This window comes from Arthrobacter sp. Z4-13, from assembly GCF_054792705.1.
In genome coordinates this window covers 953,098-978,448 of the sequence record NZ_CP096459.1, presented here as the reverse complement: position 1 = coordinate 978,448, position 25,351 = coordinate 953,098, and the positions used below count along the sequence as shown (strand labels likewise).

Sequence of the window (25,351 nt, the reverse complement as noted above, 5' to 3'; positions counted from 1 at the left end):
GCCGAAGGACCGCGCTACGCGGCCTGCTTGCCTCCGGCCTGCTTGACGCTCTTCTTCGGAGCATCGGATGCGGGCCGCTGGACGGACGACGGCGTGGGTTCCGGCTGTTCGGCCGACGACGGGCGGACAACCGGGGCGGTACCGGCACGTTCTGTTTCGGGTACCGGCTCAGCCTGAGCTGCTTCTGCTGCCGGGGCTTCTTCCATGGCTTCGACCTCTGCCGTGGCGCCGGCTTCCTGGGCGGCGCGGTTCCGCTTCCAGCGGCGGAGAAGGTCGACGGCGGCCAGAGCGCCGGCCAGCGGGGTGAGTACTGCTGCTCCATAGACGAAAAGCATCCACGTCAGGGTGGTCAGCGGGGGCTGGTTGTTGTGCAGGAGGGACAAACCGCCAAAAAGTCCCACGGCCCAGAAAAGGACCACTGCGGTGAGCACCGCGGCGGCCGGGAAATACTGGTTGGACACGATTTTTTTCAGGGTTTCCATGCACTTCCTCCTGCCTGGCCGGGGCGCGCGGCAACAGCCGCTCCAGACCAGTATGGCCCTGCGGGGCCGCGAATTCCGGCAACACGCAGGGAGTGGTGACGAACCTAACGTCCGGCCGCCACAGAGCCCCGACCGCGGCCCTCTTCCCTGCCACCGACGCAGCTAATACGGTGGACCTGACCGGCCGCCTGGAGCCGGCTTGCCCGCACCGATGGTGCCATTCTGGAGGTTCCCATGCGCAAAGTCACCGCCGGCCTGTTCCACTCCGTGGACGGCGTGGTGTCCGATCCCTACAAGTTCCAGTTCGACAGCTTCGATGACGAGCTCGGTGTTGGCCTGACGCGGATGATGGAAACTGTGGACACTGTGGTCCTGGGGCGGGTGAGCTATCAGGAGTGGGCGGGTTACTGGCCCACTGCCTCCGCGGACGAGGACTTCGCGGCCTTCATCAACCCGGTGGAAAAGTTCGTGGCTTCCCGGACGCTGAAAGAACCGCTGGAATGGCAAAACTCGCAGCTGATGGACTCCCCGCTGGAGGAGTTCGTGGCCAAGCTGAGGGAGCGCGACGGCGGCGAAATCGCCGTGTGCGGCAGCATCTCGGTGACGCGGCAGCTGCTGTTCGCAGGGCTGCTTGATTCCCTCACGCTGATGACCCACCCAGTGGTCGCCGGCAGCGGCCGCCGCCTCTTCGAGGACGGCGACCCAACTACGCGGCTTGTCCTGCAGGACCAGTACCGGACCAGCAAGGGCAACGTGGTCAGCGTTTACGGACAGCGGGAAGAGTAAGGCTCAGCCCCGGCGCACCCGCTCGACGGCAGCGGCGCTGGCTTCCTGCCCTGCGGCGCGGAGGCCCGCAACGACACCCTCCGCGTCGGCAGCCGAGCGGTTCTGGCTCAGCTTTTCCTTCGCTTCGATTCGGCCAATTACAAGCTCCACGCCGACGATGGCCCGCAGCTGCCCCGCGATAAAGCGCTCCGGCGCGTCCTCCACCGTCCAGGGCTGCCTATTCTTTGCTTCGTGCAAATCTGTCAGGCGGCGGACATGACGAGCCAGCCACCCGGCGTCGTCATGGATCCTTAGTTCCCCGTAAACGTGCGCCGTGGTGTAGTTCCAGGTGGGCACCACCCTGCCGTGCTCAGCTTTGGACGGGTACCAGGAGGGCGAGATGTACGCGTCCGGGCCTTGGATGATGGCCAGCGCCTCGCCGGTGGGCGCACTGGTCCACTGCGGGTTGTTCCGGGCGAGATGGGCATGGAGTGCGCCGCGCTCCCCCACCGACGGCTCGTACACGAAGGGAAGCAGCGTGGCCAGCAGGCCCCCATCCGTGGCCGTGACCAGGTTGGCTGCGCCCGGACGGGCCAGGAGTTGCTGGAGCGCTTCAGGGTCTGCGGCAAAGTGGGCTGGGACGTACATGGTGTGATCCTTTTTCTAATTGGAGCGGGAGGTGTCAGGAACTGGCAAGGCAGGGCGGCTGAGCCTCACCCGGACCGCGGCTCCTGCGCACGCCACCACGGCGAGGCCACCTATGGCGGTGGCCCAGGTGAGGGTTTCACCGAGGAGGAGCGCGGCCCAGCAGATGCTCAGGACGGGCTGGACGAGTTGGATCTGGCTGACCTGGGCGATGGGTCCGATGGCAAGGCCGCGGTACCAGGCGAAAAAGCCGAGGAACATGCTCACCACGGCAAGGTAGGCGAAGGCGGCCCACTGAACAGGAGTAGCCGACGGCGGCTGGACGGCGATGGCGAGTGCCGAGAGCACCAGCATCAGCGGCAGGGCCAGGACCAGCGCCCAGGCGATGGTCTGCCAGGAGCCAAGTTCCCGGGCGAGCAGGCCGCCCTCGGCATAACCGACGGCAGCGGCAGCGACAGCGCCCAGCAGCAGCAGGTCCGCCCAGTGGACGTGCCGGAACCCGCCGGACTGCAGGACTGCGAAGGTCATGGCGGCCAGGGACCCGAGCACCAGCACGGCCCAGAATGGGACTGTCGCACGCTCACGAGTGCGGAGCACCACGGCCGTTGCGGTTGCGGCCGGCAGGAGGGCGATCACCACGGCTCCATGCCCGGCTGGAACCGCGGTGAGCGCGTAGGACGTCAGTAGCGGAAAGCCGACGACGACGCCGGCCGCCACGAGTGCCAGCCTCGCCCACATGCGGGCCGATGGAAGCCGCTGCCGGGTGAGGAGCAGGGCCGCGGCGGCGAGGACGCCGGCGATGACAGCCCTGCCGGAACCGATGAAGAGCGGGGAAAGGCCGGCCACTGCCACGCGGGTAAAGGGAACGGTGAAGGAAAACGCTGCTACTCCCAGGAGCCCCCACCAGATTCCCATGGTCCGCGGTGAGGATATCGGCGGGCGCTCCAGAGTAGTAGCGCTACTATTGTCTCTCATGAACAACGATAGCAGTTCCCGGATCGTCTTGGCACTGAAGAAGTGGATTTCCGGGACGTCCCCGGGCTCCAGGCTGCCGTCCACGCGGTCTTTGGTGGCAGAGTACCAAGCCAGCCCGGTGACGGTGCAGAAGGCGTTGCAGACCTTGGCGGCGCAGGGGCTGATCGAAAGCCGTCCCGGCGTCGGCACCTTTGTGCGGGCGGTGCGCACTGCCCGCCCCTCTGACTATGGCTGGCAGACGGCGGCGCTGCGGTCCCCGCAGTCCCCGCTCCCTTCAGCGTCCAGCACCATGCGCAATGTTCGCCACGATGCCATCTGGTTCCACTCCGGTTACCCGGACCGGGAACTGCTGCCGGAGCGCCTGGTGCGCGGTGCCCTGGCCCGCGCCGCCCGGGGGGACGCTGCGCTGTCGCGTCCGCCTGCTGCCGGGATGCCGGAATTGCAGTCATGGTTCGCCCAGGAACTCGGCTCCGCCACCCCCGCGGGCGTCACTCCCCCGACGCCGAGTGACGTCATCATCCTGCCGGGGAGCCAAAGCGGACTCAGCTCAATTTTCCGAGCGCTGGTGGGCAGCGGGCAGCCGCTGCTGATGGAGTCACCCAGCTATTGGGGTGCCATCCTTGCTGCAGCGCAGACGGGTGTGCGGGTGGTTCCGGTGCCCAGCGGCCCCGATGGTCCGGAGCCTGCAGAACTGGACCGGGCGTTCCAGGAGACGGGGGCCAGGGTCTTCTACGCCCAGCCCAACTATGCCAACCCCACCGGGGCGCAGTGGGCACCTGGCCGCGGCGAGGAGGTGCTGGACGTGGCCCGGCGGCACGGCGCGTTCCTGATCGAGGACGACTGGGCGCATGATTTCGGCATCACCTCGGATCCTGTGCCGGTGGCAACCCAGGACGACTCCGGGCACGTCATCTACATCCGGTCGCTGACCAAAAGTGTCTCCACCGCCATTCGCATCGCCGCTGTCATTTCGCGCGGCCCGGCCCGTGAACGCATCCTTGCCCACCGGGCCGCAGAGTCGATGTATGTCAGCGGCCTTCTGCAGGCCGCGGCTTTGGACGTGGTGACCCAACCGGGGTGGCAGACCCATTTGCGGAGCCTCCGCCAGCAGCTGCAGTCGCGCCGGGACCTGCTGGTCACCAGCATCCGCGAGCACGTCCCCCAGGCCCATATCGAACAACTGCCAAAGGGCGGGCTGAACCTGTGGCTCAGGATGCCGGACGGGACGGACCTGGCCTGGCTGGCCCGGGACTGCGAGGATGCCGGAGTCATCATCGCCGCCGGAACCGAGTGGTTTCCCGCCGAACCTGCCGGCCCGTTCGTGAGGCTCAACTACTCGGGCCCCAACCCGGGAGCCTTCCCCGAGGGCGCCCGGATTATCGGGGCGGCGCTGTCCCGGAACGGCGCTCATGGCTGACGCAGGATGCAATGAAGATACGCAATCAGCCGGCCATTTCTGCCAGCAGCCTCGCGCCCGTGCGGGCCCCGTCTCCCTCCCGGAGGCGCTGCCCCACAGCAGACGCGGCCGTACCGAAGGCCGGCACATTCACAATGCTATTGACGGCACTGACAATCTCAGCTGCGGAGGCTGAAGGTTTGATCAGCAGTCCGGCTCCGGCATCCTCCACCACCTTGCCCACCATCCGCTGATCAAGCAGCGGATGCATCGGGGCGATCACCAGGGGCAGTCCGTGCGCCAGGGCGAGCATCGTGGTCGCGTGCCCGCCATGTCCGAGCACGGCGGCACAGTCAGGCATCACGTCCTTGTGCGGAAGGTACCCGTGGACAGTTACGTTCTCCGGTGCCTGTATCGACGCCGGATCAATAGCAGGCCCGGTGGTCAGGATCACCTCTACCGGAAGATCGGCTAACGCGTTAAGGGCTTTCTGCAGGAACGTCTCCTGCCCGTTGAAGGCTGTGGTGGACAGGCTGACCAGGACGCGTGGCGTGGTACCGGGCGCAGGCGCCTTCGCCGGCCTGTCGACGCCCACCACCGCGCCGGACCAGACCACCTTCCCGTGCCCGTTCAGCCCGCCGGCCGGGTCAAGCTGCCGATCCGCCGCCACCAGTATCCGGTGGCTGTGTCCCAACACCTTGCCCGGGCCCAAGCCACGCATGGCCAGCGCAGCCGTGAGGGGACTCCGCCGGAACGGGCCATTAAAAAAAGCGTAGAAGCTGTGCACCAGTGGCACAGTGCGGAAACCGGCCTTGACGGCGGCATGCACGGCTCCCAGCAGCAGGCAGTCCACAACCACCACGTCCGTAGGTTCCTTCCGGGCTTCTTCCACGACGTCCTGGGCAACCCCGGCGCTCACAAAAACGGACAGCATCACCGCGATTTCACGCAATGCAGGCATATGCTCTGTTGGATCCATCTGTAGCGCATGGTTGTACGCCTGAAACTCGGCTCCTGTTGCCGTGATCGCAGCAGCTTGCCGGGGTTGCCCCAGAAAACGGACCCGGTGACCAAGGCGTACCAGTTCGCGGGCAATGCCGACGGCGGGCGGCAAGTTGCCGCCGGCGTCGAGGGTTGCGAAGAGGAAGTTAGGCACTGCATGCTCCTGCCCTCTGCGACGCTACGGAACTGGTGGGCAGAAGTGTAGCCCTCCGGCGCCAGCCTAGGAAGAAGCCCCAACAAGCTCTTCGCTCTTCTCCCACAGCCCCCGCGCCAGCTCGGCGTCGTAAGCCTGCGGATTGGCCTTGGCCAAAGCACGCCTGGTGTAGAAGGCGCCGGAGAACCAGTCCTTGCCCGGTGTGCCGTTGATGAGCCACAGCAGGGTGTCGGCGCCCTGGTCCGGGGAAAGCATGAACCGGTTGAGCAGGGACTTGTACGCGTGCCGGAAGGGGCTGGTGGACTCGGCCGCGAAGTTGGTGCGGACCACGCCGGGGTGGAACGCCGCCGTCGTCACGCCCTGGTCCCCGTAGCGGCGGTGCAGCTCCGAGGTGAAGAGGATGTTGGCGAGCTTGCCGGTGCCGTAGGCGCGGTTGGTGGAGTAGCTGCGCTCGGCGGTGAGATCGGAAAGGTCGAGCTTGCCGAAGCCATTGGCCGCACTGGACGTGTTGATTACCTTTGCGTTGCTGGCGATAAGCGTATCCATCAACAGTGTGGTGAGCAGGAACGGCGCCAGGTGGTTGATCTGCAAAGTGGACTCATTGCCGTCCACGGTAAGCGTGCGCTTGCCCATGATGCCGCCGGCGTTGTTGGCCAGGACGTCGATGCGCGGGTAGTTAGACTTCAGCTGCGCAGCGAGGGTGCGGACCTGCGCAAGGTCGGCGAAGTCGCTGACGAAGTAGTCCGCGTTGAGCTCCTTGGCAACGGTCCGGGTCTTCTCTTCGGAACGGCCCACAATCACCACCTGCTCCCCTGTCTTCGCCAGCGTCCGCGCGGCTGCTGCGCCAATGCCGTCGCTGGCGCCGGTGATCACGATGGTGCGAGGAGTCAAGGGATGTCCTTTGGTCGGGAAAGATCCAGGGCCCGGGTGGAGCGCACTGCCTTTGGCACAACGACGGCGGTACGCCCGGTGTTCCCTGCCGCACCTGGCAGGGCATATCCTGCACACACGGCCGAGCCCCGGGGAGGAACATCATGGAGATGCCAAAAGCGACGGATGAGGACAAGGAACGTTTCCGGTCACTGGTTCCGGACCGTGCAGATGTCACGGTCAAGCCGATGTTCGGGAACCTGGGTGCCTTCGTAAACGGCAACATGTTCGCCGGGCTGTTTGGGCCCACTATCGGGATCAAGCTGTCCCCGGAGGACCGGGCGGAACTCGAAGGCGCGGAACGGACCGTCCCCTTCGGACCTGCCGAGCGCCCGATGGGCGGCTACACCGGCCTTCCGGAGATGTGGAACGAGGAAGGCGACGGCGACGACGCCCGGGCGAAAGCCTGGATCCACAAGGCCTTCGAGTACGTTGCGAAGCTTCCACCGAAAGAGCCGAAAGCCCCACAAGCCCGGAAAGCGCCAACGTCCTGACTCAGTACACCAAGGTCCCGGCAAGTTTCGATGGGGCTCCGTCCGCCCACGCCGAACGTGGAGAGCCCCGACCGACCGGACTATGCCCTGGTGATGGAGAGCCGCATCGGCGCGCACTTATCCGCGTGCCTGATCAGCGCGGCCTTTTCCGTCTTATCCACGGTCAGCCTCCAACGGGCCTTCACGGTGGTCCACTGCGCGATGTACAAGCACACGTTAGCCGGCGGCAGCCACTGCTCAGGCCCGGACGCCTGCTTGGAGGAGTTCAGCCTGCTGGTCTGGGCGTTCAGCGAGCCCGCGTACCCCAGGTCGTTGTAGAACGCGACCCGGCGTGCCTGCGTCCACGACCTGGCGCCCGAACCCCATGCCTCGTGCACGGGCACCATGTGGTCGATTTGCACGGTACTTGCTGAGGTGTGCGTGCGATTATCGAACGTGGTCACCCATTTACCGTTTGCCACGGTGCAACGACGAGAAGTCGTGTATGTAGAGGCGACTTTGCTCTCAGAAATGAGAACTTCTGCGCGAGTGTTCTGGCAGTCCTTGTTCTGATCAGTCCACTGCCCGAAGTAACGGTTCCGGTCGTACCCGGCGTTGTTCTCTGCCGCTACGGGCAGTGCGCGAACTGCTGCACGGAGATTCGTCACGTAGGTAGTAGTAACGGCCTCCGCTGGTGCAGAAATGCCCGTGAAGAGCAGCCCGAAGGAAAGCGCTGTGACAAGCGCTAATCTGATTCTCAATTTGTCCCCAATAGAATGTAGAGCGCCCCCTTGAGCGCTGGATTGAGTGTTGCATGGGGCACGTACGTTTTCCTCAAAAATGCGCATAAACTGCGGAATTCTTTCGGAAGTTGAGGCACGCGGGCATACCCCCGAGCAGGTCATCGCCAAGGTCGGGCACGGGCCAGGAGACGCTCAATGACGGCCGTCCGATGGTCAAGGTTCAAGGGCCCGTGGCCGGCATGACGCCGAGTTGCTACTGGGGAACCTGAAAGCAAGATAAAAATCAGCTATCGCATAAAGGCTGGAATGCAAACGGGCGCTCAATCATATGAGCGTCACCCTCAGGCCAAAAGCACTTGACACACTCATACATAAAACGGATACGTTTGCCACAAGGCTTTTTGCTCTGTATTTTTAGCCACACAGCGATCTTTCGGGCGGCATTCGGGTTGAATTGAGTCTCGCCGTCTTACTCCGGACGATCAGCAGTACGAGCGTCTCTCCTGCTTGGTCCAGCCGGAATTTACGGAGTAAACCGCACTGAGTTGTTCTACCGCCGCTGAACCCGCCGGGGCCGTCCCGGCGGCCACTTCGTGTTTTTAGGGGACGCACATATTATGACCGCTGTATCCAAATGGGCCGCTGCTGGTTCGTCAGCAGCTATTTTCGCCGGTGGGCTCTTCCTCGGCGCTCCTACGGCTGCGGCAGCACCAGGTGACGCCGCTTGCCTGCAGGCTTCCACGCAGTTCGAGGCCGCACTGTCCGCGGCCGGCATCACCGAGGAAACTGTTGCCCGGCTTGAGTCCTCCGCCGAGGCCGCTGCTGCTGCCGAGGCGGCATATATTGCGCTGGTCGAAGCCGCCACAGCGGGTTTGGTCGCCGAGCTGGAGGAAGCGGAGGTCAACCTGGAGGACGCCATCGCAGCTACCGTCGCAGCCGAGAACGCGCTGGAGGAGGCCCGGGACTCTGGGGACGCGGATGCTTTCACTGAAGCAAAGGCCGCCAAAGAAGCTGCTGAGGACGCCGAGGATAAGGCACAGCGGGCGTTTGACGACCTGACTGCGGCCTACGAGGCGGCAATTGATACGGAGGAAATTCGCGGAGCCGGGGCCATCCTCGACGCAGCGGTGGCCGAGTTCGAAACCGTGCTGAGCACCGTCTCGCTGGATGAAACCTCCGCTGCCAACCTCATGGGGCTGTTCGAGGCCTTCCTGGCGGCATGCAACCCCGACGCCATTGGCGTCGATCCCGTGGTCACGCCGCCGGTCACCGCGCCGGGGAACACGGCGCCAACAGTCACCAACCCGGTCAGCTCGACTCCCGCCGGGGGCGGCACCGCGGCCGTCGCAACGAACAAGGGCCTCAACGTGCAGACCGCGGCAAAAGTGGAGCCGATCATGCACCCGGGCCTGGCACTTCTCGCCGGGCTCCTCGCGGCCGGCATCGCGGTACCCTCAGCCGTCGCTATGAGGATGCGCCGCCTGGAGCGCACCCGCAAGTAAGCACGCCGAGTTGGAACCGCAGACCACGTCCAGCCAGCGCCGGCCCGTCCGCCGGCGCTGGCTTGCCGTGCCTGCAATTGCCGGGGCGGGTCTGGCAGCCGCTCTTCTCCTGCCGCCGTCGGGCGCTGTTCCCCCGAACGACGGCGGCAGCGTCGGCGTCGTGCAACCCACCGCTCCTTCGGCGATGAGTTCCCCAAGCGCCGCCGCTGCCCGGAAACCGGCCCCGCCCGCAGCAGCAGCACCCATAAAGGTTTCGATCGAGGCCGCAGACCTTGATGTGCCTGTGCTGCCGCTGACGCCCAGTGCGGACGAGCTGTCTTCAGAATTGCTCGTACCGCCCCTCACGCTTGATGCCTACTGGCTCACCAGTTACGGCATGCCGGGCGCGGGATCGACCAACACGACATATATCGTGGGGCACAGCTGGGACGGCAGGGATGCTCCGTTTAACCGCCTCAGCGATAAGACCCTCGTGGGTAATGCAGTCACTGTGACCACGTCGAAGGGGACACTGAAGTACGTGGTGGATTCCGTGACGACGCACGATAAGAACACGCTCAAGGACAGCGACATCTGGAACGTCGTACCCAACCGCGTGGTGCTCATCAGCTGCTACACCGAGGACCCCTGGGGCAAGAACGTGGTGGTCACTGCCTCCCCCGCATCCTAGCGACGCTCCAACACCTTTCGATGCCAACGTCGCAGTCGGCAGGCGCTTACACTGCCGCCAAGCCCGCTTTCGTTCTTTCCGACAGGCGTGCCCGTTCCTATTAGGCCGAGCTAGTGGCCGGGTTCGAGCGCCAGCTTGAGGCCGAAGGCCACAAGAACACTTCCCGTGATGCTGTCGATGATGCGGATGCTGCGGGCACCTTTGAGCCAGCGGGAGGCGTAGCCGGTGCCGAAGATCAGGAGGGTGAACCACACCATTGTCAGGATGCAGTGGACGCCGGCCAGCAGAACGCCCACCAGCAGGGGTGACGCGCCTGCCGGGATGAACTGCGGGATGGTGGCGATGTAGAACACTCCCACCTTGGGGTTGAGAAGGTTGGTTCCGGTCCCGGTCAGCCATCCTTTGAACAGGTCGTCCTTGCCTACCGCCGGAACTGCTGCGTCACTTGCTGTCGTAGTGGCCGCATTGCCCTCCCGCAGGCTCTTCCGGAGCAGGGACAGCCCCAGCCAGATCATGTAGGCCGCCCCGGCGATGGTCAGGATCCGGTAGGCAAACTCTGAGGCAGCCAGGAGCGCTGACACACCAACCGCCGCAGCGATCCCCCAAATCATGGCTCCGGTGCTGATCCCGAGCGCGGTGGAGAAGGCGAAACGGCGCGTTTTGGAGATGGACGAGCGCAGGACCAGAGCGGTGTCCAGTCCCGGAACCAGGGTCAGAAGCCCGGCAACCAATGCAAACGAAAAGACAGCCTGAGGGAGAGTCACCGTCCAAGGATATGGGGGCCAACAAGGAGGCTGGGAACCAGCTTGCCCGCACGCCCGCGACTCTTTTTGTCACGAAGTTAACCAGTCATTCACATCCTCCTCAAGACCCGTCCAACCGGCATCCCTAGGTTCGAGGGCATGGACAACATCTCACGCAGATCCCTCATTTCCGCCGGCCTCGGGGCCGGTCTCGTCGCAGCCCTGCCGGGTGCCGCCGTCGCCACCTCCATTGCGGACGACGCCGGCCTCCGCACTGATCCGTTCCTGCTCGGCATCGCCTCCGGCGAGCCGTGGCCCGACGGCTTTGTCATCTGGACCCGGCTTGCGCTGGATCCCCTGGCCGAGGACGGCTTGGGCGGCATGCCCTCACGCCAGGTCCCCGTGGCCTGGGAGGTTGCCGAAGACGCCGCCATGCGCACGGTAGTAGCCCGCGGCGTCGAACACGCGCGGATCGAAACTGCCCACTCAGTGCACGTGGAGCTCAAGGGCCTCAAGCCGGGCCGCGAGTACTTCTACCGGTTCCGCAGCGGCCGGCACGTCAGCCAGGTGGGCCGCACGCTGACGAGTCCTGCACCGCACGAGATGCCGGCGGCGCTGGCCATGGCGTTCGCCAGCTGCTCGCAGTACGAGCACGGCTACTTCACCGCCTACACCCGCCTTGCCCAGGACCACCCGGACCTGGTGCTGCACCTGGGCGATTACCTCTACGAATACAAGAAGGACAGCTACGTGATCGGCGGCGGCAACCCGCGCGACCACCAGGGCCCCGAGACCACCACCCTGCAGGGCTACCGGCAGCGGCACGCCCAGTACAAGTCCGACGCCGACCTCCAGGCCGCCCACGCGATCGCGCCCTGGCTGGTGGTGTGGGACGACCACGAGGTGGACAACAACTGGGCGGACGAGGTCCCCGAGAACCAGGACGCCAACCAGCTCAACGACACCACCGAACGGTTCCGGCAGCGCCGCGCCGCCGCGTTCCAGGCCTACTACGAGAACATGCCGCTGCGGAGGTCCTCCGTGCCGGCCGGGTTCGACATGAAGATCTACCGCACTATCCAGTGGGGCCAGCTGGCGAACTTCCACATGATGGATACCCGGCAGTACCGCGACGACCAGCTGGCCGGCGACGGCTGGCGGAAGAACGTGACCGAGCGCCTGGCAGAGGACCGTTCCATCACCGGCGCCGAGCAGGAGAAGTGGCTGCTGGACGGGTTCAGGAACTCCACCCAGCGCTGGGACATTCTGGGCCAGCAGGTCTTCTTCGCAGAGCGGGACCGCGCCCAGGCCCTTGAAGTGGACGACGTCTCCATGGACGGCTGGGACGGGTATGCCTCCTCCCGCCGCCGCATCACCCAGGGCTGGGTGGACGCCAACGTCCGCAACGCCGTCGTCCTCACCGGCGACGTCCACCGCAACTGGGCCAACGACCTCAAGGTGGACTATAAGGACCCTGCCTCGCCGGTTGTCGGCTCGGAGCTGGTGTGCACTTCCATCACGTCCACGGGCAACGGCACGGGCTCCACCACGGACCCAACCATGGCATGGAACCCGCACCTGAAGTTCTACAACGATTCGCGCGGCTACGTGAACACGAAGATCACCAAGGACGCGATGACCGCCGACTTCCGGGTACTGGACCATGTCACGACGCCGGGATCCCCCGTCAGGACCCTCGCCTCCTTCCAGATCCAGGACGGAAGGCCGGGGCTCCAGCCGTAGCCGACTCACCCTGAAAAGCAAGTAGCGCCAAGTGTCGTTATGGGTTTCACAACGACACTTGGCGCTAGTTAGTTGGGGGGAAGCTAGCCTGCCAGGCCGGCGAGCAGGAAGATCACGGCGGCGATGGCGAAGCCCATCACGCCGATAAGGGTTTCCATCACGGTCCAGGTCTTCAGCGTGGTCTTGACGTCCATGCCGAAGAAGCGGCCCACCAGCCAGAAACCGGAGTCGTTGACGTGGGAGACCACCACGGAGCCTGCGGCCACGGCGATGACCAGGGAGGCGACCTGCATGCCGTTCAGTCCCGCCAGCGCGACGGCCGGGGCAATGAGGCCGGCGGTGGTTGTCAGTGCCACGGTGGCGGAACCCTGGGCGATGCGGAGGATGGCCGAGATCAGGAAGCCGGCCAGGATCAGCGGAATGCCCAGGTCGCCCAGGACGTCGGCCAGTGCCGCACCAATCCCGGACGTGCGCAGGACGCCGCCGAACATGCCGCCGGCACCGGTGATGAGGATAACCGAGCAAACCGGACCCAGGGAGGACTCGAGCAGTTTCTCGATGGCCCCGGCGTCGGTTCCCCGGCGCTTACCCAGGACGAACACGGCCACCAGGACGGCGATCAGCAGGGCAACCGGGGTTTCACCAATGGTGCGCAGAATCTGGTACCACTGCTCGTCCTTGACACCTTCGGGCAGGACGTTGGAGGAGGCCAGCGTGTTCAGGCCGGTGTTCATGAAGATCAGGAGCAGCGGCAGGAGCAGCAGGCCCACAATGGTGCGGAAGCGCGGCGGGTGTGCTTCGGCTTCGGCGCTGGCGTGGCCCAGCAGTTCCGGCACGGGCAGGACCAGCTTCTTGCCGGTGTAAAGGCCGAAGAGATAGGCCGTGACGTACCAGGTGGGGATGGCAACGATGAGGCCGGCGATCATAACGAGGCCGATGTTGGCTTCAAAGAAGGCGGCGGCAGAGACCGGGCCCGGGTGCGGCGGCAGGAAGATGTGCATCACTGAGAACGCGCCGGCGGCGGGGAGACCGTAGCGGAGCACTCCCCCGCCCAGACGGTGGGCGACGGCGAAGACGACGGGCAGCATGACCACCAGGCCGGCGTCGAAGAAGATGGGGAAGCCGAAGATCAGGGACGCGAGGCCCAGCGCGAACGGGGCCCGCTTTTCCCCGAAGACGCCGATCAGGTAGTCAGCGAGGACCTTGGCACCGCCGCTGGTTTCGACGATGCGGCCGAGCATCGCGCCCAGGCCGACGAGGAGGGCCACAGTGCCCAGTGTTGTTCCGAAGCCATTGATCAGCACCGGCACCACCTGGTTGGCGGGGATTCCGGTTGCGAATGCAGTGGCGAGGCTGATGACGATCAGAGCGACCAGCGCGTGCATCCGCAGCTTGATGATGAGGAACAGCAGGGCGACAATCGCCGCCGCAGCGATGAGCAGCAGCGGGCCTGCTCCCAGCGTTTGGGTCCATCCTTCGATGACCATGGTTCTCCTTTGAAACAGTATTTATTGGGGATTAGGAAGGCTGAAAGTGTTTAGGATGCCTGATCTGCGGAGAGTCTCAGGGAGGCGACGATGGTTCTGACCAGTTCTTCCGGGGACTTGGAAATGTCCAGGCGGAGGCTCCCGGCAGCCAGTTCGTCCTCGCTCAATGGTTCCAGGGTTGCCAGCTGGCTGGGCAGGAGCGTGGGCGGCATGAAGTGGCCCTCGCGGCCCTGCATGCGCTGGCCAAGGAGGTCCGCTTCGCCGTGAAGGTGGAGGAACAGGACGCGGCCCTCTGCCAGCGCAAGAAGCTGCCGGTAGCTCTGCTTGAGCGCGGAGCAGGTGAGCACGGTGCTCTCGCCGGTCTGTGCCTTGGCGGTCATCCAGTTCTGGATTTCCTGCAGCCAGGGCCAGCGGTCCTCGTCCTGCAGCGGAATGCCTTGGGACATCTTTTGGATGTTTGACTGCGGGTGGAACTCGTCCGCCTCGGCGCAGGCCCAGCCGAGCTGCCGGGAAAGAGCTGCCGCAATGGTGGACTTGCCGGAACCGGCAACGCCCATCACCACCAGGTGGGTGGCTGGATACTGCATGTTTACCTCCGAAGAAGACGCCGTTGGCTTGAGGAAAGCTGGTGGCGCGTCCTTGGGAAAGTGCGCCGAGGAATAAGGTATCACCATTTGTGACCACAGATACTATCTTTCGATGTCACAAGTCATACCTTTCGCTCCTTCATCAGTAAACTGGAAGCGCGCGCAGGCGCAGAGGAAGGCAGGAAAGATGTCGACGGAGACACCACAGGACGCGGACAAAGTGCACGACGGCGGGGCTTCCCCCGCGATGCATGAGCGCGTCTTGGAGGCGGTTGGCATAGCCATCGCTTCCGGCGACCTGCCGCCCGGAAGCCGCCTCACCCTGGAGGGGCTCCAGCAGGAATATAGGATTTCCCGCACCGTGGCGAGGGACACCATGAAGGTCCTCGAATCAATGAACCTGGTGTACTCGCGCCGGCGGGTGGGCATTGTGGTGCAGGAGCGCCGGTTCTGGAATGTTTTTGATCCCAAGCTGGTGCGCTGGCGGCTCACCTCGGACCGGCGCGAGATCCAGTACAGCAGCCTCACGGAATTGCGGATCGCCGTCGAACCTATTGCGGCGGCCGGCGCGGCACGCAGGGCAAGTGCCGCGGAGCGGGCGAGGCTGACGTCCCTCGCCGCCGACCTGCGGCGCCTGGGCGAGGCCGGCGAACTCGAGGCCTTCCTCGCGGCGGACATCGAGTTCCACTGCCTGCTGCTGCAGAGCTGCGGCAACGAGATGTTCCTGGCCCTGGAAGGCATGGTGGCCGAGGTCCTGACCAGCCGCACCAAGCAGGGGCTGATGCCGTTCAAACCGCGGAACGAGGCACTGCAGGCGCACGAGGACGTGGCCGCAGCCGTGGCCGGCGGGGATGCCGTCACTGCCGAGACGGCGATGCACCACATTCTGGATGAGGTGCGGAACGCGATGGGGCTGCGCTAGGTGTACTGAGTCAGGACGTTGGTTACATCGTGAATAGGTGAAGACCTCTTAGGTTGGTGGTTACCACACACAGCCAACGACTAAGAGGTCTTCATGTTCCACCGTAATGCCCGCCTGACCCCGACCGGTAGACGAATCCTCGTCGAACGCGTCCTGAGCGGCCGTCCGATTGCCCATGTTGCCAAGGAAATGGGCGTCTCGCGGACCTGCGCCCACCGCTGGCTCAGCCGGTACCGGGCCCAGGGCTGGGGTGGCCTTCAGGACCGCAGCTCCAGACCAAAGTCTTGCCCGCATGCCACCCCAGCGGATGTCGTTGCCGATGTCCTGGCCCAGCGCGTGGAGCACCGCGAGGGGCCGACGGATCTGGCCTTGCGCTGTGGCACCAGCGCCCGGACGATCTCCAGGATTCTGGCCCGCGCCGGCATGCCGCGCCTGTGGGACCTGGACCCCGTGACCGGGGCACGGATCCGGGCTTCCAGAGCCACTGACCGCCGCTACGAACGCGACGCCCCTGGGGACATGATCCACATCGACGTCAAGAAACTCGGGAGGATCCCCGAGGGAGGCGGCTGGCGGGCTGACCCTTCCCAGAGCCCGGCAAACCACCGCAAATCGCATCAGAGGATGGGCTTTGACTACGTCCACGTCGCCGTCGATGACTACACCCGCTTCGCCTACGCCGAGGTCCTGCCCGACGAGAAAGGCCCGACCTGCGCCGGGTTCCTTATCCGGGCGGCCGCAGCAATGGCAGCCAACGGTGCACCGGTCAAACGCGTCATGACTGACAACGCCTTCGCCTACCGGCTCTCCCGCGATTTCCAGGACGCACTCGCTGCGTTGGGCGCCAAACACATTCTGATCAAACCCCGCCATCCCTGGCAGAACGGTAAAGCAGAACGCTTCAACCGCACCCTCCAAGAAGGCTGGGCCTACCGCCAACCCTTCACGTCCAACCAGGAGCGCACCGACGCTCTGCAGCCATGGCTAAACTTCTACAACAACCACCGGCCACACGGCAGCCTCGGAGGGAAACCACCCATCAGCAGGTGCAACCAACCTGTTGGCTGAGTACAGCTAGGGGTCCGCCGCGGCTGCCGGCTGGGCTCGTCGGCGGAGACTGTACTTCCCGATTGCTCGGTGATGCCCCTGGCTGAAGCTTTGATAGCACATCTGGGTTAAGCAAAAGCAGGACCGGTCAAAAGACCGGCCCTGCTTTCAAAACTTTGAAACCCTAAGGCCCCAGTTTCTCTAAGGAATTAGAGGGACTGGATGTTTACGGCCTGGGGACCCTTGGGGCCCTGCTCGGTTTCGAAGGAGACCTTCTGGTTCTCTTCGAGGGAGCGGAAGCCGGAGGAAGCGATCGCAGAGTAGTGTGCGAAAACGTCCTGTGAGGAGTCATCGGGGGAAATGAAGCCGAAGCCCTTTTCAGCGTTAAACCATTTGACGGTACCAGTAGCCATTATTTTTGTCCTTCGTGAAGGTGGAGGAAAAATCCCGACTTTCGGGTCCTCCGGTGTGGGGTGTTCAAAACCGCTACTTCAGAAGAACGCGGACTTTCGACCGCGCGTACTGCCTGAACTACCAACTGCATAAACACAACAACAGGATCGACTCTACACGAGATTCCGGACGCCGTTTTACCAAAACAACCGGTCAGCACAATGACGGTCTTACGAAGTCCGAGATTGCTACACTTGCTACGGGAGGTAACCATGACAACCATTCCTCATCGCGAGCTCCGCAATCAAAGCAGCAAGATCCTGGAGCGCGTAAAGAACGGCGAAACGATCGACGTCACCAACAACGGCGAGATTACGGCGACACTGATTCCACCCTCAGCGTCCCCTTTTGAGCGTCTCCTCCTGGCTGGCCAAGTGCGCCCTGCGCGCACGGCTCCTGTCGACTTCCGCGCCCTCCCCCGGGTTTCTTCCGAAGCAAGCACGGCAGAAATCCTGGACGATCTTCGAGGGGATCGTTGATCATCTATGCGGACACCTCCGCCGTCCTGAAACTGGTGGTGGCAGAAAAAGAATCGGATAGCGCGGCGATGTACTTCTCAACGGCCTCGGCGCGGGGAGACAGTCTGGTCGCTTCGATGCTCCTTTACACCGAGCTGCATTGTGCAGGGCACCGCCGCGGAATCCCTGGCGATCTAGTGAATGAGGTCCTGGGCGGATTCAACCTTGTGGATGTGTCGAGATCGGACTTCATGTACGCGGCGGCAATGCCGGGCAAGCTCCGCAGTGCTGACGCCATCCAATTGGCCGCAGCCATCCGGGTACAGGCCGACGTCCTGGTCGCCTATGATGCTGAGCTCCTGACGGCAGCTGTTGAGGCTGGACTGAGCGTAGAGTCGCCAGCTTCCGGCACCGGAACGTAATGCAGAGGACATCCGCTATGCTCCTCGAGATTTGTCTGGTCTAGGCTGAAGCCGCGCTCTACGAAGCGCTCAGAAACGACAACTACGGAATTGCTCTCCGCCTTGAACAGGAATTGATCGACTGGGAGTGGGCCCGCCACCGACTTGCGGGTTGAGCGCCTGGCCTGTGACGGCGCCACGTTGCCACACGCTCCGCCAATGAAATTGTTGGCGCAATAACCCATCCGCAATGCGATGCAGCACGAATAGCTGGCATAACCCCTTGGGTTGGCAGGCAAACCAGCCGGCCCATAAACACATATCGCATTGAGGAGATCACCATGGCAACACATACGAGCACCGGAATGGCCACCCGCACCAACGTGCAAAAGGCATCGATGGCTGTCGGCGCCGTGTTCCTGCTCGTCGGCGTCCTCGGTTTCGTCCCGGGAATCACCGGCAACTACGACCAGCTGCACTTCGCCGGCCACCACTCCGAGGCCATGCTGCTGGGCCTCTTCCAGGTATCTGCCCTGCACAACGTCGTCCACCTGCTCTTCGGCGTGGCCGGCATCGTCCTGGCCAAGACCGCGTCCGGAGCCCGCTCCTTCCTGCTCTACGGCGGCATCATCTACCTGGTGCTCTTCATCTACGGCCTGGTCATCCCCCAGGACACCGCCGGCAACTTCGTGCCGGTGAACGGCGCTGACAACATCCTGCACCTGCTGCTCGGCGTCGGCATGGTGGCACTGGCACTGATCCTTACCAAGGGCCACAAGGCACGCGCCTAAGGCAGTCCAGCCGCGCTAACCCCGCCGGACCATGACAGTGGCCCCGATCCCAGCTTCCGCTGTCGATCGGGGCCACTGTCATGGGTGCCAATTAGCGCTTGATGAAGCTTCTACATGATGCCCGTGGGTACCAGAAGGGCCCATGCCAAGGCCGGAGCCACCAGCACCACTCCCCCGGCGTAGGCCATCAACTGCTTGTACACGCGCTGCCGGTCGCTCTCACGGGCATTGGCAACCACCAGCGCGCCGTCGGTGGAGAATGGCGAGACATCCACCACGGTGGCAGCAATTGCCAATGCCGCAACCGTTCCGGAGGCGCTCAGTGAGCTCGTGGCCAGCAGCGGACCGGCAAGCGGGATGAACGCCGTCAGCAGAGCGGTGGAGGAAGCAAAGGCCGAGCCGACGCCGATGACGTAGCAGAGGACCAAGGCAACCAGCAGCGGTGCACCCAATGCCAGGGCATGCTCGGCGAGGGTATCGATGACGCCCACGTGCTGGAGCAGGGAAACGTAGGTGATCATGCCGGCCACCAGCAGGACTGTGGACCAGGAGACGCCGCCGATGAACGTCTGGTGTTCCTTGATGTTGACCAGTGCCAGCAGGAGACCGGCGGAAAGGGCAACGAAGCCGATGGGCATATGGAAGCCCAGGGTGCACACCAGCATCGCGGCGATCAGGACCAGCGTGAGGATTTGCTGGCCATGGGGACGGCCTGTGCGGGCGGTGTCCACCTCGGCGTGCAGGCCGCCTTCGCCGTCGCGCAACTTGCCCAGGAGGCCGAACAGCACGATGGTCAGTACGGAAAGGATGAGGTTCAGGGCGAAGCTGGCAGTGAACAGTGCGCTCTGGGAGATGGGAAAGCCGTTCTCGACCGCGATGTTGTGCACCAGCACCCCGGCAACGGACAGCGGCGAAAAGCCGCCTGCATGGGCTCCGTTGATGACGAAGGCGCCCATCACCACGGGATGGATACGTGACTCGTAGGCGAATCCGATGGCCGCAGGTGCCAACAGCGCGACGGCCGCCGGGGAGAAAGTGCCCAATGCTGTGAGAGCGGCAGCCATTAGAAAGAAGACCCACGGCAGCAGCAGCGTCTTGCCCCGCACAAGGCGAACGCAGGTCTGGACGATGATGTCGATAGTGCCGTTCCGCTGGGCCATGCTGAAGAAGTAGGTGACGCCGATGATCGTCAGAACGATGCTGGCCGGGAACTCTTCGAGGATCTGCTTGTCCGTCATCCCCAGCATGAAGTAGCCGACGCCGAAGGAGGCCACCAGCCCCATCACGCCGATGTTCAGCGGCCATTTCGTGGCGACGACGAACATCACCACGAGGATGACGAGCGGAATGATCTGGACAGCGGTCATGGTCTGCTCCGGTTCCGCGGTGGCCCCCGGGTTCAGGAGGCCACCCCCCAGAACGAGGGCAGCCAGACCCAGGATCGTTAGACCGGCCACCGCCATCAGTAGGATACGGCGGCGGCGGTTCGGGCGCTCTGGGCGCTTGTCTTGGGGGCCACCCTTTGGGGCAGCGGTACGGTTCAAAGTACTAGTCATGGTGCTTACTCCTCATTGAGTGGCTCCCGCGAGGGCGGCAGCTGCGGAGCTTCCGGAAACCTCGGGGAGGTGGATGATGGTGGTGGCAATGGTGCGGGCGGTGCGGTCGACGCCGACGAGCAACGTTCCGTCGTGCTCCTCGCTCCAGGTCTCGATCACCCCGGCGGGGGTCCGCAGCCGCAGGGTGGCTCCCCTGGTCCCGCCCGTGATGGTGTGCAGGACTGTGCCGGGGGTGCGCGCAGCAAGGGTCAGGGCAATGCTGCCGGTGATGGCCAGGGCCGGGTGGGGCTTGCCCATGGAGAGCATCATGACGTTGACGTCGCAGCTCGGTTCGGCCTCTGCAGGGGCTGCCACGATGGCGAGCTTGGGGATTGCCCGGGCCGCGTCGGGGGCCGTTGCGGCCAGCCCCATCTGCACGGCGGCCTGGCGCCGGATCTGTTCCAAGGTCTCCAGCTGCAGCTCCACACCTGCGCGCCACGTGTCATAACGGACGGGGTCCAGGCCCAGCTCCTCGGCCAGGACCATCACGACGGGAGCGCCGGCGTCGACCATTGACACAGTCCAGAGGGAGCCTCCCGCGGTGATCGTGTCCGTTGCCGCGCCCGTGGGCAGCAGGGATCCGGTGGTCTTGCCGGCGGGGTCCTGGAATCCGAGGCCAATCGGGTAGCCGGGGAACGGGACACCAGGCATCTGGCCTTCCGGAACGATGGGCAGGGCACCTTCCGGGGTGGGCACACGCTGGACGATGACCTGGTTGGTGTTGGTGTTGCGGGTGACGATCCGGGTGACGTCTCCGTGGGGGACCACCCATCCCTTTTCGATTGCGTACAGGCCCACCACCGCGGAGCCGTTGCCGCAGTTGCTGCCCCAGTCCACGCCGGCTTCTTCGATGCCTACCTGGGCGAAGGTGTACTCGACGTCGATGTCCCCGCTGACGGGCCGGTGCACAATGATTGCCTTGCTGGTAGTGGAGGTTCCCCCGCCCACCCCGTCAATCTGGCGTGCATCGGGGCTGCCGAACAGCCGCGGCAGCAGCTCGTCAAGGCTGGCGCCGCCCTCCCGAAGGTGCTCCGCCTCGAACACCCAACATTTGCTGGTGCCTCCGCGCATCCATTCCGCTTCGATCCTCATCGACTCTCCGCCTCTCCTTCACCTCATTAGTTGTTGAGGTCCTGAGAAAAGATTGAGCCAGATCACATTTTAGGACAATGTTGGATATTTGAACGGGGATGTAGAGTAGCTTCAATCACTGTTGGGGCAAGGCAGAGAACCCGAACGATAAGCCCTAGTGCCGACCGCGGGCACCCTTTACCCGTGCGGGGTTATGGTCGCCATGCAGCCCATCAACCAAATCCACAGAAGGATGAAGCGATGCTTAACGACGAGGATCAGCCTTTGTTCGATATCCGGCGGCTGGCGTTGCTACTGGAGGTGGTGGAGCAGGGCTCGATTACCGCTGCGGCTGAGCTGATGATGTACACGCCTTCAGCGGTTTCCCAGCAGCTGCGGAAGCTGGAGCAGGAGGTGGGGCAGCCTCTGCTCAACCGGCGGTCACGCGGAGTGGTTCCCACCGAGGCCGGCCAGGTACTTGCAGGGCACGCCCGCAAAATTGTCCGGCAGATGCAGGCAGCGCAGTCCGATCTCGGCGAGATCGCAGGCCTCAAGCGGGGCTCCCTGACCGTCGGCACGTTCCCTACCCTGGCGGGGTCCTTCATGCCCATCGTTATCCGGACGTTCAAGAGGCGCTACCCCGCAATTGGCCTCTCGCTGCGCAGCGCGCGGTTCGACGATCTTGTGGGGGACCTCGCGTCCGGCGTCACCGGACTCTGCCTGCTGTGGGACTACCCGTGGAATCCCTTCCAGGACGAGTCCATCCGGGTAACGGAAGTCTTCAAGGAGAGCACCGTGATCCTGCTTCCGGTCGGCCACCCGCTGGCGGACAGGGAGCAAGTCAGAATGGGAGAACTGCGCAACGAGTCGTGGATTGTGCGCGCGGAGGCTCATCCGGTGGTGGAAGTTCTGCAGCGTTCCGCCCACGATGCCGGGTTCGAGCCTTCCATCGGCTTCCTGGCAAACGACTACCAGGAGGCCCAGGCCATGGTGAGCGTGGGGATGGGCGTGGCTATGGTGCCCAAGACCGCCGTGTCACTCCAACATCCGGATGTAAGGGTGCTCAGCCTGGGTCCGGATGCTCCGCTGCGGCGGGTGCTGCTGGCGCAGCGCCAGGACAAGGTCTACGCCCCGGCGGAGGTGGCGTTCCAGTCCACCCTGCTGGAAATCGCGCGTGAGCGGGCCGGCGAGTACCTCTAGATGACCCCCGCCCAATCAAGGGCTCGGGGCTAGTGAACCTTCAGATGAACGGCCCGCCCGCGCCGCCCGGTCCGTCAAACAGTGCGCTGTTGCTGCTCTGCGGTACCACAACGTGCACGGCGTTGCGCTGGATGGTGAAGTCGGTCGGCGTGATTGCGGCGATTTCGCCGTCGAGATTTACCGACAGCGAGGGCTCGGTGACCAGCCGCACACGTCGGCTGGTCAGGTGGTAAACCCGCTCGTGCTTGACGAAGCTCCCGTCCTTGAGCAACCGCGCAATACTCGCGTGCTCCCGGAGCGGCCCCGCCGGGATTGCGTAAATGTCAAGGATGTGGTCGTCGATCCCCGCCGTCGGGGAGACGGTGTTGCCGCCGCCGTAGTGCCGGCCATTGCCGACGGCGACCTGAAGCAAGTTCTCAAGCTCCATCGGCGTGTGGTCCCCCTCCGGAAACTCGAGACGGGCTCGGAATGGCTTGTGCCGGGCATAAGCGCGCAGAGTTGCAACGCCGTAGGCCAACGGCCCGATACTCCGCTTAAGAAAGGGGCTGAGAGCCTCGGTGACACCCACCGACAGGCCAACGGAAGCGACGTTAAGGAATGGCTGGCCATTGGCCCGGCCGAGGTCGATGTCCACCACCTTCCCGTCTGCGATGGCAGCGCACGCCTCGGCAAGATTATTCGGTATCTCAAGCGTGCGGGCGAGGTCGTTGGCGGTGCCCAGCGGAAGAACGCCGAGCACGACGTCGGTGCCGGCAACCCGACCGGCGGCGTAGGACACCGTCCCGTCACCGCCGCCGACAACCACCAGATCGTGCCCGTCCGCAACCACTCGATCGAGCGTCTGCGCCAACTCTGCCCCCGACCGCACGTGATGCACGGAAGAGATCGGCACGCCTGCCCTCTGTAACGTGTCCAACGCCAGTTGGTATGCGGCCGCTCCCCGGCGTGATCCTGTGTTGATCACTACGGCAGCAGAGCGCGCCTCTCGGGCAACCTTCATGTGGGACATGTTAGGTCGTTGACCTGTTAATTCCCGCAAGCCGTGTCACCCGTTCCGGCCCGGAGGTGAGAGAGCGTCCGGGAAAAGGGCGCATCAGCTGATGGAGGGTTGCGGGAAAGGGCGCATCAGCTGATCGAGGGTTGCGGGAAAGGGGGCGGGAAGTGATGGGGCGTTGGGTCAGAGGGAGGCGCCGCCGCAGATGACGTAGTTCTGGCCCGTGATGGACTTTCCGTGCGGTCCCAGCAGGAACGCAGCCAGCGCCGCGACGTCGTCCGGGTCCACCAGGGCACCAAGTGCCGGCATCCGCACCGGCGTGGCTGCGCGTCCGGGGTCGTTCAGCATTGGAGTATCGGTCGGGCCCGGGGACAGCACGTTGACGGTGATCCCCCGCGGCGCGAGCTCCTGCGCCCATGTCCTGCCCAGCCCCATCAGCGCCGCCTTGGTGGCGGCATACTGGCTCTTGCCCGGGGACCCTGTGGAGGTGCGGCTGCCCAGCAAAACGATCCTGCCGCCGTCGGGCATGGTGGCCACCAAAGCGTTGGCCAGCACAGAAGCCGCCGCCACGTGGACTGTGAACATCCCCGCCAAAGCGGAAGCATCCAGCTCCCCCAGCGGCGCCGTACGCTGGAACCCGGCCGCGTGGACCAATGCGGCTGCAGGCCGGAGACCGGCCACAGCGTCAGCCAAGGACTCGGGCTCCGAAAGGTCAGCCCGCAACCACTCGAACTTCCCGGCAAGCGAGGTTTCGGTCCGGCTCAGCCCGGTCACGGCCCACCCGTCCGCCAGCAGGCGGCGGGTGATGGCCAGACCGATACCGGAGCTGCATCCGGTGACTACCGCATGCTGCTCAGCCGGCATTGATGGCGCCGTCCTCCAGGCCGCCCGGCGTCTGGGTGCCGTCATACGCCCACTGCGGGTCCACCCGGACGAACTTGATGGCCTGCCGGAAGTACGTGTACGCGATGTTCAGCGAACCGTCCGGGCCCTGGTGGATGGACGGGTAGGAGTACTCGCGGTTGAGCCCATCGCGGGAGTTGTTGGACAGGCAGTACCCGTCCCCGACGTCCAGGTTGCGCCTGACAGGCCAGGAACGGCCCGAGTCCTCGGAGATCGCCAGCGTCATCGGAGAGCGCGGCGTCCCCCAGAACGCGCGCCGCTCGCCGTCCACCGCAACAGCTGCGCCGGGCACCGGCTCAGCCAGCTGGCCCTGCTCCTCGGCGAGTCCGTCGTCGTCAATTTCGTCGTAGAGGGAGAGCCTTCGCTCGGTGTTTTCCTCCGCCCGGCTGTGGTTGTACACCAGGGCCAGGCGGCCGTCGGCGAGCGCGGTGAACTGGATGGACGAGTTGTTGTTGGGCAGCTCGGTGGGGACCGGCTCGCTCCAGGTGGAACCGTCGTCGGTGGAGCGGGATTCGTAGATCGAATCGGCCCAGCGGCTTCGGAACAGGGCCAGCAGGGACCCGTCGGCCACCGGCTGGATGTTCATGTGGACGCAGCCCAGGCTGCCCGGGAGGACATGCTCGCTCCAGGTGGCGCCGGCGTCGTCGGAGATCATCACGGCGCTGTCGTCGCTGTTGCCCACCCACTTCTCCCCGGGCGTGGTGATGCAGCGGAAGATCGGCACGATCAGGCGGCCGGACGGCAGCACCACGGGCAGTTGGCGGACAAACACGCCGCCGGTTTCGTTCGCGGCGAACAGGGTTTCCACCTCGCCCCAGGTGCGGCCGCTGTCCGTGGAAATACGACGGCGGACCTCGGCGGTGTCCTGGTTGCCCGCCTTCTGCGCGGTGTAGAGCAGCCAGAGAGACTCGTCCGGTGCGGTGAACAGGATGGGGTTTTGCTCCGAGCGGGCCGAGTCGTCGGAGAGCTGCTGCGGTTCGGACCACTGGCTGCTGCCGGGTTCCAGGGCGGAGAACCAGATGGAGATGTCCGGCACGCCTTCCTGGGTGCCGCCGAACCAGACGCAGCCGAGCCGGCCGTCCGGCAGGGTGAGCAGGTTGGCGGCGTGGCTTTGCACGGTGGGCGCCGGCAGGTAGGCGTAATCGGCGCCGTCGGCCCGCTTCACCTGGCCGTCCGGGGTAATGGTGCTGTACGCGTCTGTCGTGGTGTTCTGCATGGG

General features: G+C 64.8%; 27 protein-coding genes and 1 pseudogene. 13 read left to right on the top strand and 15 right to left on the bottom strand.

The genetic code is table 11. The features are described from left to right. Positions 1-14: 14 nt before the first annotated feature. On the bottom strand, positions 15-482 hold the full coding sequence (locus tag M1E07_RS06425; RefSeq protein ID WP_461189426.1) for a hypothetical protein: 468 nt from the start codon (positions 480-482) through the stop codon (positions 15-17). A gap of 234 nt (positions 483-716) precedes the next feature. Between M1E07_RS06425 and M1E07_RS06420 the strand changes: the two genes are divergently transcribed. Beyond that, on the top strand, positions 717-1,268 hold the full coding sequence (locus M1E07_RS06420; protein ID WP_461189425.1) for a dihydrofolate reductase family protein: 552 nt from the start codon (positions 717-719) through the stop codon (positions 1,266-1,268). A gap of 3 nt (positions 1,269-1,271) precedes the next feature. On the opposite strand, the gene M1E07_RS06415 is transcribed toward M1E07_RS06420, so the two are convergent. Then, positions 1,272-1,895 (bottom strand): FMN-binding negative transcriptional regulator, encoded by a 624-nt coding sequence (locus M1E07_RS06415; RefSeq protein WP_461189424.1) that lies wholly within the window; start codon positions 1,893-1,895, stop codon positions 1,272-1,274. A gap of 15 nt (positions 1,896-1,910) precedes the next feature. Next, positions 1,911-2,807, bottom strand: coding sequence for a DMT family transporter (locus M1E07_RS06410; RefSeq protein ID WP_461189423.1), 897 nt, complete (start codon positions 2,805-2,807; stop codon positions 1,911-1,913). Between the two features lie 58 nt (positions 2,808-2,865). On the opposite strand from M1E07_RS06410, the gene M1E07_RS06405 reads away from it, so the two are divergent. After that, entirely contained in the window at positions 2,866-4,284 is a 1,419-nt protein-coding gene (locus M1E07_RS06405; RefSeq protein WP_461189422.1) for an aminotransferase-like domain-containing protein, read from the top strand. Between the two features lie 25 nt (positions 4,285-4,309). Here M1E07_RS06405 and M1E07_RS06400 read toward each other — a convergent pair whose 3' ends face one another. Continuing rightward, positions 4,310-5,419 (bottom strand): glycosyltransferase, encoded by a 1,110-nt coding sequence (locus M1E07_RS06400; RefSeq protein ID WP_461189421.1) that lies wholly within the window; start codon positions 5,417-5,419, stop codon positions 4,310-4,312. Between the two features lie 66 nt (positions 5,420-5,485). After that, positions 5,486-6,310 carry an SDR family NAD(P)-dependent oxidoreductase gene (locus M1E07_RS06395; protein ID WP_461189420.1) on the bottom strand — a complete coding sequence of 275 codons (825 nt, stop codon included), beginning with the start codon at positions 6,308-6,310 and terminating at the stop codon, positions 5,486-5,488. 143 nt (positions 6,311-6,453) lie between these two features. Between M1E07_RS06395 and M1E07_RS06390 the strand changes: the two genes are divergently transcribed. Beyond that, complete coding sequence (locus M1E07_RS06390; RefSeq protein ID WP_461189419.1) at positions 6,454-6,843, top strand: TfoX/Sxy family protein; 390 nt, start codon at positions 6,454-6,456, stop codon at positions 6,841-6,843. Between the two features lie 80 nt (positions 6,844-6,923). Here the strand turns inward: M1E07_RS06390 and M1E07_RS06385 are convergent, their stop codons facing one another. Continuing rightward, entirely contained in the window at positions 6,924-7,670 is a 747-nt protein-coding gene (locus tag M1E07_RS06385) for an HNH endonuclease family protein (protein WP_461189418.1), read from the bottom strand. A 512-nt stretch (positions 7,671-8,182) separates the two neighbouring features. Between M1E07_RS06385 and M1E07_RS06380 the strand changes: the two genes are divergently transcribed. Both M1E07_RS06380 and M1E07_RS06375 read left to right on the top strand, forming a co-directional pair. Further along, positions 8,183-9,067 carry a hypothetical protein gene (locus M1E07_RS06380; protein WP_461189417.1) on the top strand — a complete coding sequence of 295 codons (885 nt, stop codon included), beginning with the start codon at positions 8,183-8,185 and terminating at the stop codon, positions 9,065-9,067. Between the two features lie 10 nt (positions 9,068-9,077). Then, a complete protein-coding gene (locus M1E07_RS06375; RefSeq protein ID WP_461189416.1) occupies positions 9,078-9,737 on the top strand; it encodes a class F sortase in 660 nt (219 codons plus the stop codon). 110 nt (positions 9,738-9,847) lie between these two features. Here the strand turns inward: M1E07_RS06375 and M1E07_RS06370 are convergent, their stop codons facing one another. Then, complete coding sequence (locus tag M1E07_RS06370; protein ID WP_461189415.1) at positions 9,848-10,501, bottom strand: LysE family translocator; 654 nt, start codon at positions 10,499-10,501, stop codon at positions 9,848-9,850. Between the two features lie 138 nt (positions 10,502-10,639). Here M1E07_RS06370 and M1E07_RS06365 point away from each other — a divergent pair, with 138 nt between their 5' ends. After that, a complete protein-coding gene (locus M1E07_RS06365; protein ID WP_461189414.1) occupies positions 10,640-12,223 on the top strand; it encodes an alkaline phosphatase D family protein in 1,584 nt (527 codons plus the stop codon). Positions 12,224-12,306: 83 nt separating this feature from the next. Here M1E07_RS06365 and M1E07_RS06360 read toward each other — a convergent pair whose 3' ends face one another. Then, on the bottom strand, positions 12,307-13,710 hold the full coding sequence (locus tag M1E07_RS06360; protein ID WP_461189413.1) for a GntP family permease: 1,404 nt from the start codon (positions 13,708-13,710) through the stop codon (positions 12,307-12,309). Positions 13,711-13,760: 50 nt separating this feature from the next. After that, positions 13,761-14,297, bottom strand: a complete 537-nt coding sequence (locus M1E07_RS06355; protein WP_461189412.1) for a gluconokinase — start codon at positions 14,295-14,297, stop codon at positions 13,761-13,763. A gap of 187 nt (positions 14,298-14,484) precedes the next feature. Between M1E07_RS06355 and M1E07_RS06350 the strand changes: the two genes are divergently transcribed. Beyond that, positions 14,485-15,219: a FadR/GntR family transcriptional regulator gene (locus tag M1E07_RS06350; RefSeq protein WP_461189411.1), complete on the top strand. Its 735-nt coding sequence runs from the start codon at positions 14,485-14,487 to the stop codon at positions 15,217-15,219. 93 nt (positions 15,220-15,312) lie between these two features. Further along, a complete protein-coding gene (locus M1E07_RS06345) occupies positions 15,313-16,287 on the top strand; it encodes an IS481 family transposase (protein WP_461189410.1) in 975 nt (324 codons plus the stop codon). A gap of 188 nt (positions 16,288-16,475) precedes the next feature. Here the strand turns inward: M1E07_RS06345 and M1E07_RS06340 are convergent, their stop codons facing one another. Beyond that, the gene (locus M1E07_RS06340) at positions 16,476-16,679 is read right to left on the bottom strand and encodes a cold-shock protein (RefSeq protein ID WP_066274236.1); all 204 of its coding nucleotides are present in this window, start codon (positions 16,677-16,679) and stop codon (positions 16,476-16,478) included. A 252-nt stretch (positions 16,680-16,931) separates the two neighbouring features. Here M1E07_RS06340 and M1E07_RS06335 point away from each other — a divergent pair, with 252 nt between their 5' ends. The 4 genes and pseudogenes from M1E07_RS06335 (at position 16,932) to M1E07_RS06320 (ending at position 18,369) form a co-directional block, all read left to right on the top strand. Further along, positions 16,932-17,198: a type II toxin-antitoxin system Phd/YefM family antitoxin gene (locus tag M1E07_RS06335; RefSeq protein WP_461189409.1), complete on the top strand. Its 267-nt coding sequence runs from the start codon at positions 16,932-16,934 to the stop codon at positions 17,196-17,198. After that, entirely contained in the window at positions 17,195-17,599 is a 405-nt protein-coding gene (locus M1E07_RS06330) for a type II toxin-antitoxin system VapC family toxin (RefSeq protein WP_461189408.1), read from the top strand. The genes M1E07_RS06335 and M1E07_RS06330 overlap by 4 nt, the downstream gene beginning before the upstream one ends. A gap of 56 nt (positions 17,600-17,655) precedes the next feature. After that, positions 17,656-17,754, top strand: a pseudogene (locus M1E07_RS06325) (hypothetical protein); the annotation flags it as partial. A gap of 165 nt (positions 17,755-17,919) precedes the next feature. After that, positions 17,920-18,369, top strand: coding sequence for a DUF4383 domain-containing protein (locus M1E07_RS06320; protein ID WP_461189407.1), 450 nt, complete (start codon positions 17,920-17,922; stop codon positions 18,367-18,369). A gap of 110 nt (positions 18,370-18,479) precedes the next feature. Here the strand turns inward: M1E07_RS06320 and M1E07_RS06315 are convergent, their stop codons facing one another. Both M1E07_RS06315 and M1E07_RS06310 read right to left on the bottom strand, forming a co-directional pair. Further along, positions 18,480-19,925, bottom strand: a complete 1,446-nt coding sequence (locus M1E07_RS06315) for an SLC13 family permease (RefSeq protein ID WP_461189406.1) — start codon at positions 19,923-19,925, stop codon at positions 18,480-18,482. Between the two features lie 12 nt (positions 19,926-19,937). Next, entirely contained in the window at positions 19,938-21,056 is a 1,119-nt protein-coding gene (locus tag M1E07_RS06310; RefSeq protein WP_461189405.1) for a PrpF domain-containing protein, read from the bottom strand. Positions 21,057-21,296: 240 nt separating this feature from the next. Here M1E07_RS06310 and M1E07_RS06305 point away from each other — a divergent pair, with 240 nt between their 5' ends. Beyond that, positions 21,297-22,235 (top strand): LysR substrate-binding domain-containing protein, encoded by a 939-nt coding sequence (locus tag M1E07_RS06305; protein ID WP_461189404.1) that lies wholly within the window; start codon positions 21,297-21,299, stop codon positions 22,233-22,235. 40 nt (positions 22,236-22,275) lie between these two features. Here the strand turns inward: M1E07_RS06305 and M1E07_RS06300 are convergent, their stop codons facing one another. From M1E07_RS06300 to M1E07_RS06290, 3 genes are all read right to left on the bottom strand, one after another. Then, positions 22,276-23,235, bottom strand: coding sequence for a lipid kinase (locus M1E07_RS06300; protein ID WP_461189403.1), 960 nt, complete (start codon positions 23,233-23,235; stop codon positions 22,276-22,278). 177 nt (positions 23,236-23,412) lie between these two features. Then, positions 23,413-24,093 carry an SDR family NAD(P)-dependent oxidoreductase gene (locus M1E07_RS06295; protein ID WP_461189402.1) on the bottom strand — a complete coding sequence of 227 codons (681 nt, stop codon included), beginning with the start codon at positions 24,091-24,093 and terminating at the stop codon, positions 23,413-23,415. After that, positions 24,083-25,348: a sialidase family protein gene (locus M1E07_RS06290; protein ID WP_461189401.1), complete on the bottom strand. Its 1,266-nt coding sequence runs from the start codon at positions 25,346-25,348 to the stop codon at positions 24,083-24,085. The genes M1E07_RS06295 and M1E07_RS06290 overlap by 11 nt, the downstream gene beginning before the upstream one ends. Positions 25,349-25,351 lie beyond the last annotated feature (3 nt).

Coding starts and splice junctions, on each gene's coding strand:
- M1E07_RS06425 (WP_461189426.1), bottom strand. CDS start 482: ATGGAAACCCTGAAAAAAATCGTGTCCAACCAGTATTTCCCGGCCGCC.
- M1E07_RS06420 (WP_461189425.1), top strand. CDS start 717: ATGCGCAAAGTCACCGCCGGCCTGTTCCACTCCGTGGACGGCGTGGTG.
- M1E07_RS06415 (WP_461189424.1), bottom strand. CDS start 1,895: ATGTACGTCCCAGCCCACTTTGCCGCAGACCCTGAAGCGCTCCAGCAA.
- M1E07_RS06410 (WP_461189423.1), bottom strand. CDS start 2,807: ATGGGAATCTGGTGGGGGCTCCTGGGAGTAGCAGCGTTTTCCTTCACC.
- M1E07_RS06405 (WP_461189422.1), top strand. CDS start 2,866: ATGAACAACGATAGCAGTTCCCGGATCGTCTTGGCACTGAAGAAGTGG.
- M1E07_RS06390 (WP_461189419.1), top strand. CDS start 6,454: ATGGAGATGCCAAAAGCGACGGATGAGGACAAGGAACGTTTCCGGTCA.
- M1E07_RS06385 (WP_461189418.1), bottom strand. CDS start 7,670: ATGCGCATTTTTGAGGAAAACGTACGTGCCCCATGCAACACTCAATCC.
- M1E07_RS06380 (WP_461189417.1), top strand. CDS start 8,183: ATGACCGCTGTATCCAAATGGGCCGCTGCTGGTTCGTCAGCAGCTATT.
- M1E07_RS06365 (WP_461189414.1), top strand. CDS start 10,640: ATGGACAACATCTCACGCAGATCCCTCATTTCCGCCGGCCTCGGGGCC.
- M1E07_RS06360 (WP_461189413.1), bottom strand. CDS start 13,710: ATGGTCATCGAAGGATGGACCCAAACGCTGGGAGCAGGCCCGCTGCTG.
- M1E07_RS06355 (WP_461189412.1), bottom strand. CDS start 14,297: ATGCAGTATCCAGCCACCCACCTGGTGGTGATGGGCGTTGCCGGTTCC.
- M1E07_RS06350 (WP_461189411.1), top strand. CDS start 14,485: ATGTCGACGGAGACACCACAGGACGCGGACAAAGTGCACGACGGCGGG.
- M1E07_RS06345 (WP_461189410.1), top strand. CDS start 15,313: ATGTTCCACCGTAATGCCCGCCTGACCCCGACCGGTAGACGAATCCTC.
- M1E07_RS06340 (WP_066274236.1), bottom strand. CDS start 16,679: ATGGCTACTGGTACCGTCAAATGGTTTAACGCTGAAAAGGGCTTCGGC.
- M1E07_RS06335 (WP_461189409.1), top strand. CDS start 16,932: ATGACAACCATTCCTCATCGCGAGCTCCGCAATCAAAGCAGCAAGATC.
- M1E07_RS06320 (WP_461189407.1), top strand. CDS start 17,920: ATGGCAACACATACGAGCACCGGAATGGCCACCCGCACCAACGTGCAA.
- M1E07_RS06315 (WP_461189406.1), bottom strand. CDS start 19,925: ATGACTAGTACTTTGAACCGTACCGCTGCCCCAAAGGGTGGCCCCCAA.
- M1E07_RS06310 (WP_461189405.1), bottom strand. CDS start 21,056: ATGAGGATCGAAGCGGAATGGATGCGCGGAGGCACCAGCAAATGTTGG.
- M1E07_RS06305 (WP_461189404.1), top strand. CDS start 21,297: ATGCTTAACGACGAGGATCAGCCTTTGTTCGATATCCGGCGGCTGGCG.
- M1E07_RS06300 (WP_461189403.1), bottom strand. CDS start 23,235: ATGAAGGTTGCCCGAGAGGCGCGCTCTGCTGCCGTAGTGATCAACACA.
- M1E07_RS06295 (WP_461189402.1), bottom strand. CDS start 24,093: ATGCCGGCTGAGCAGCATGCGGTAGTCACCGGATGCAGCTCCGGTATC.
- M1E07_RS06290 (WP_461189401.1), bottom strand. CDS start 25,348: ATGCAGAACACCACGACAGACGCGTACAGCACCATTACCCCGGACGGC.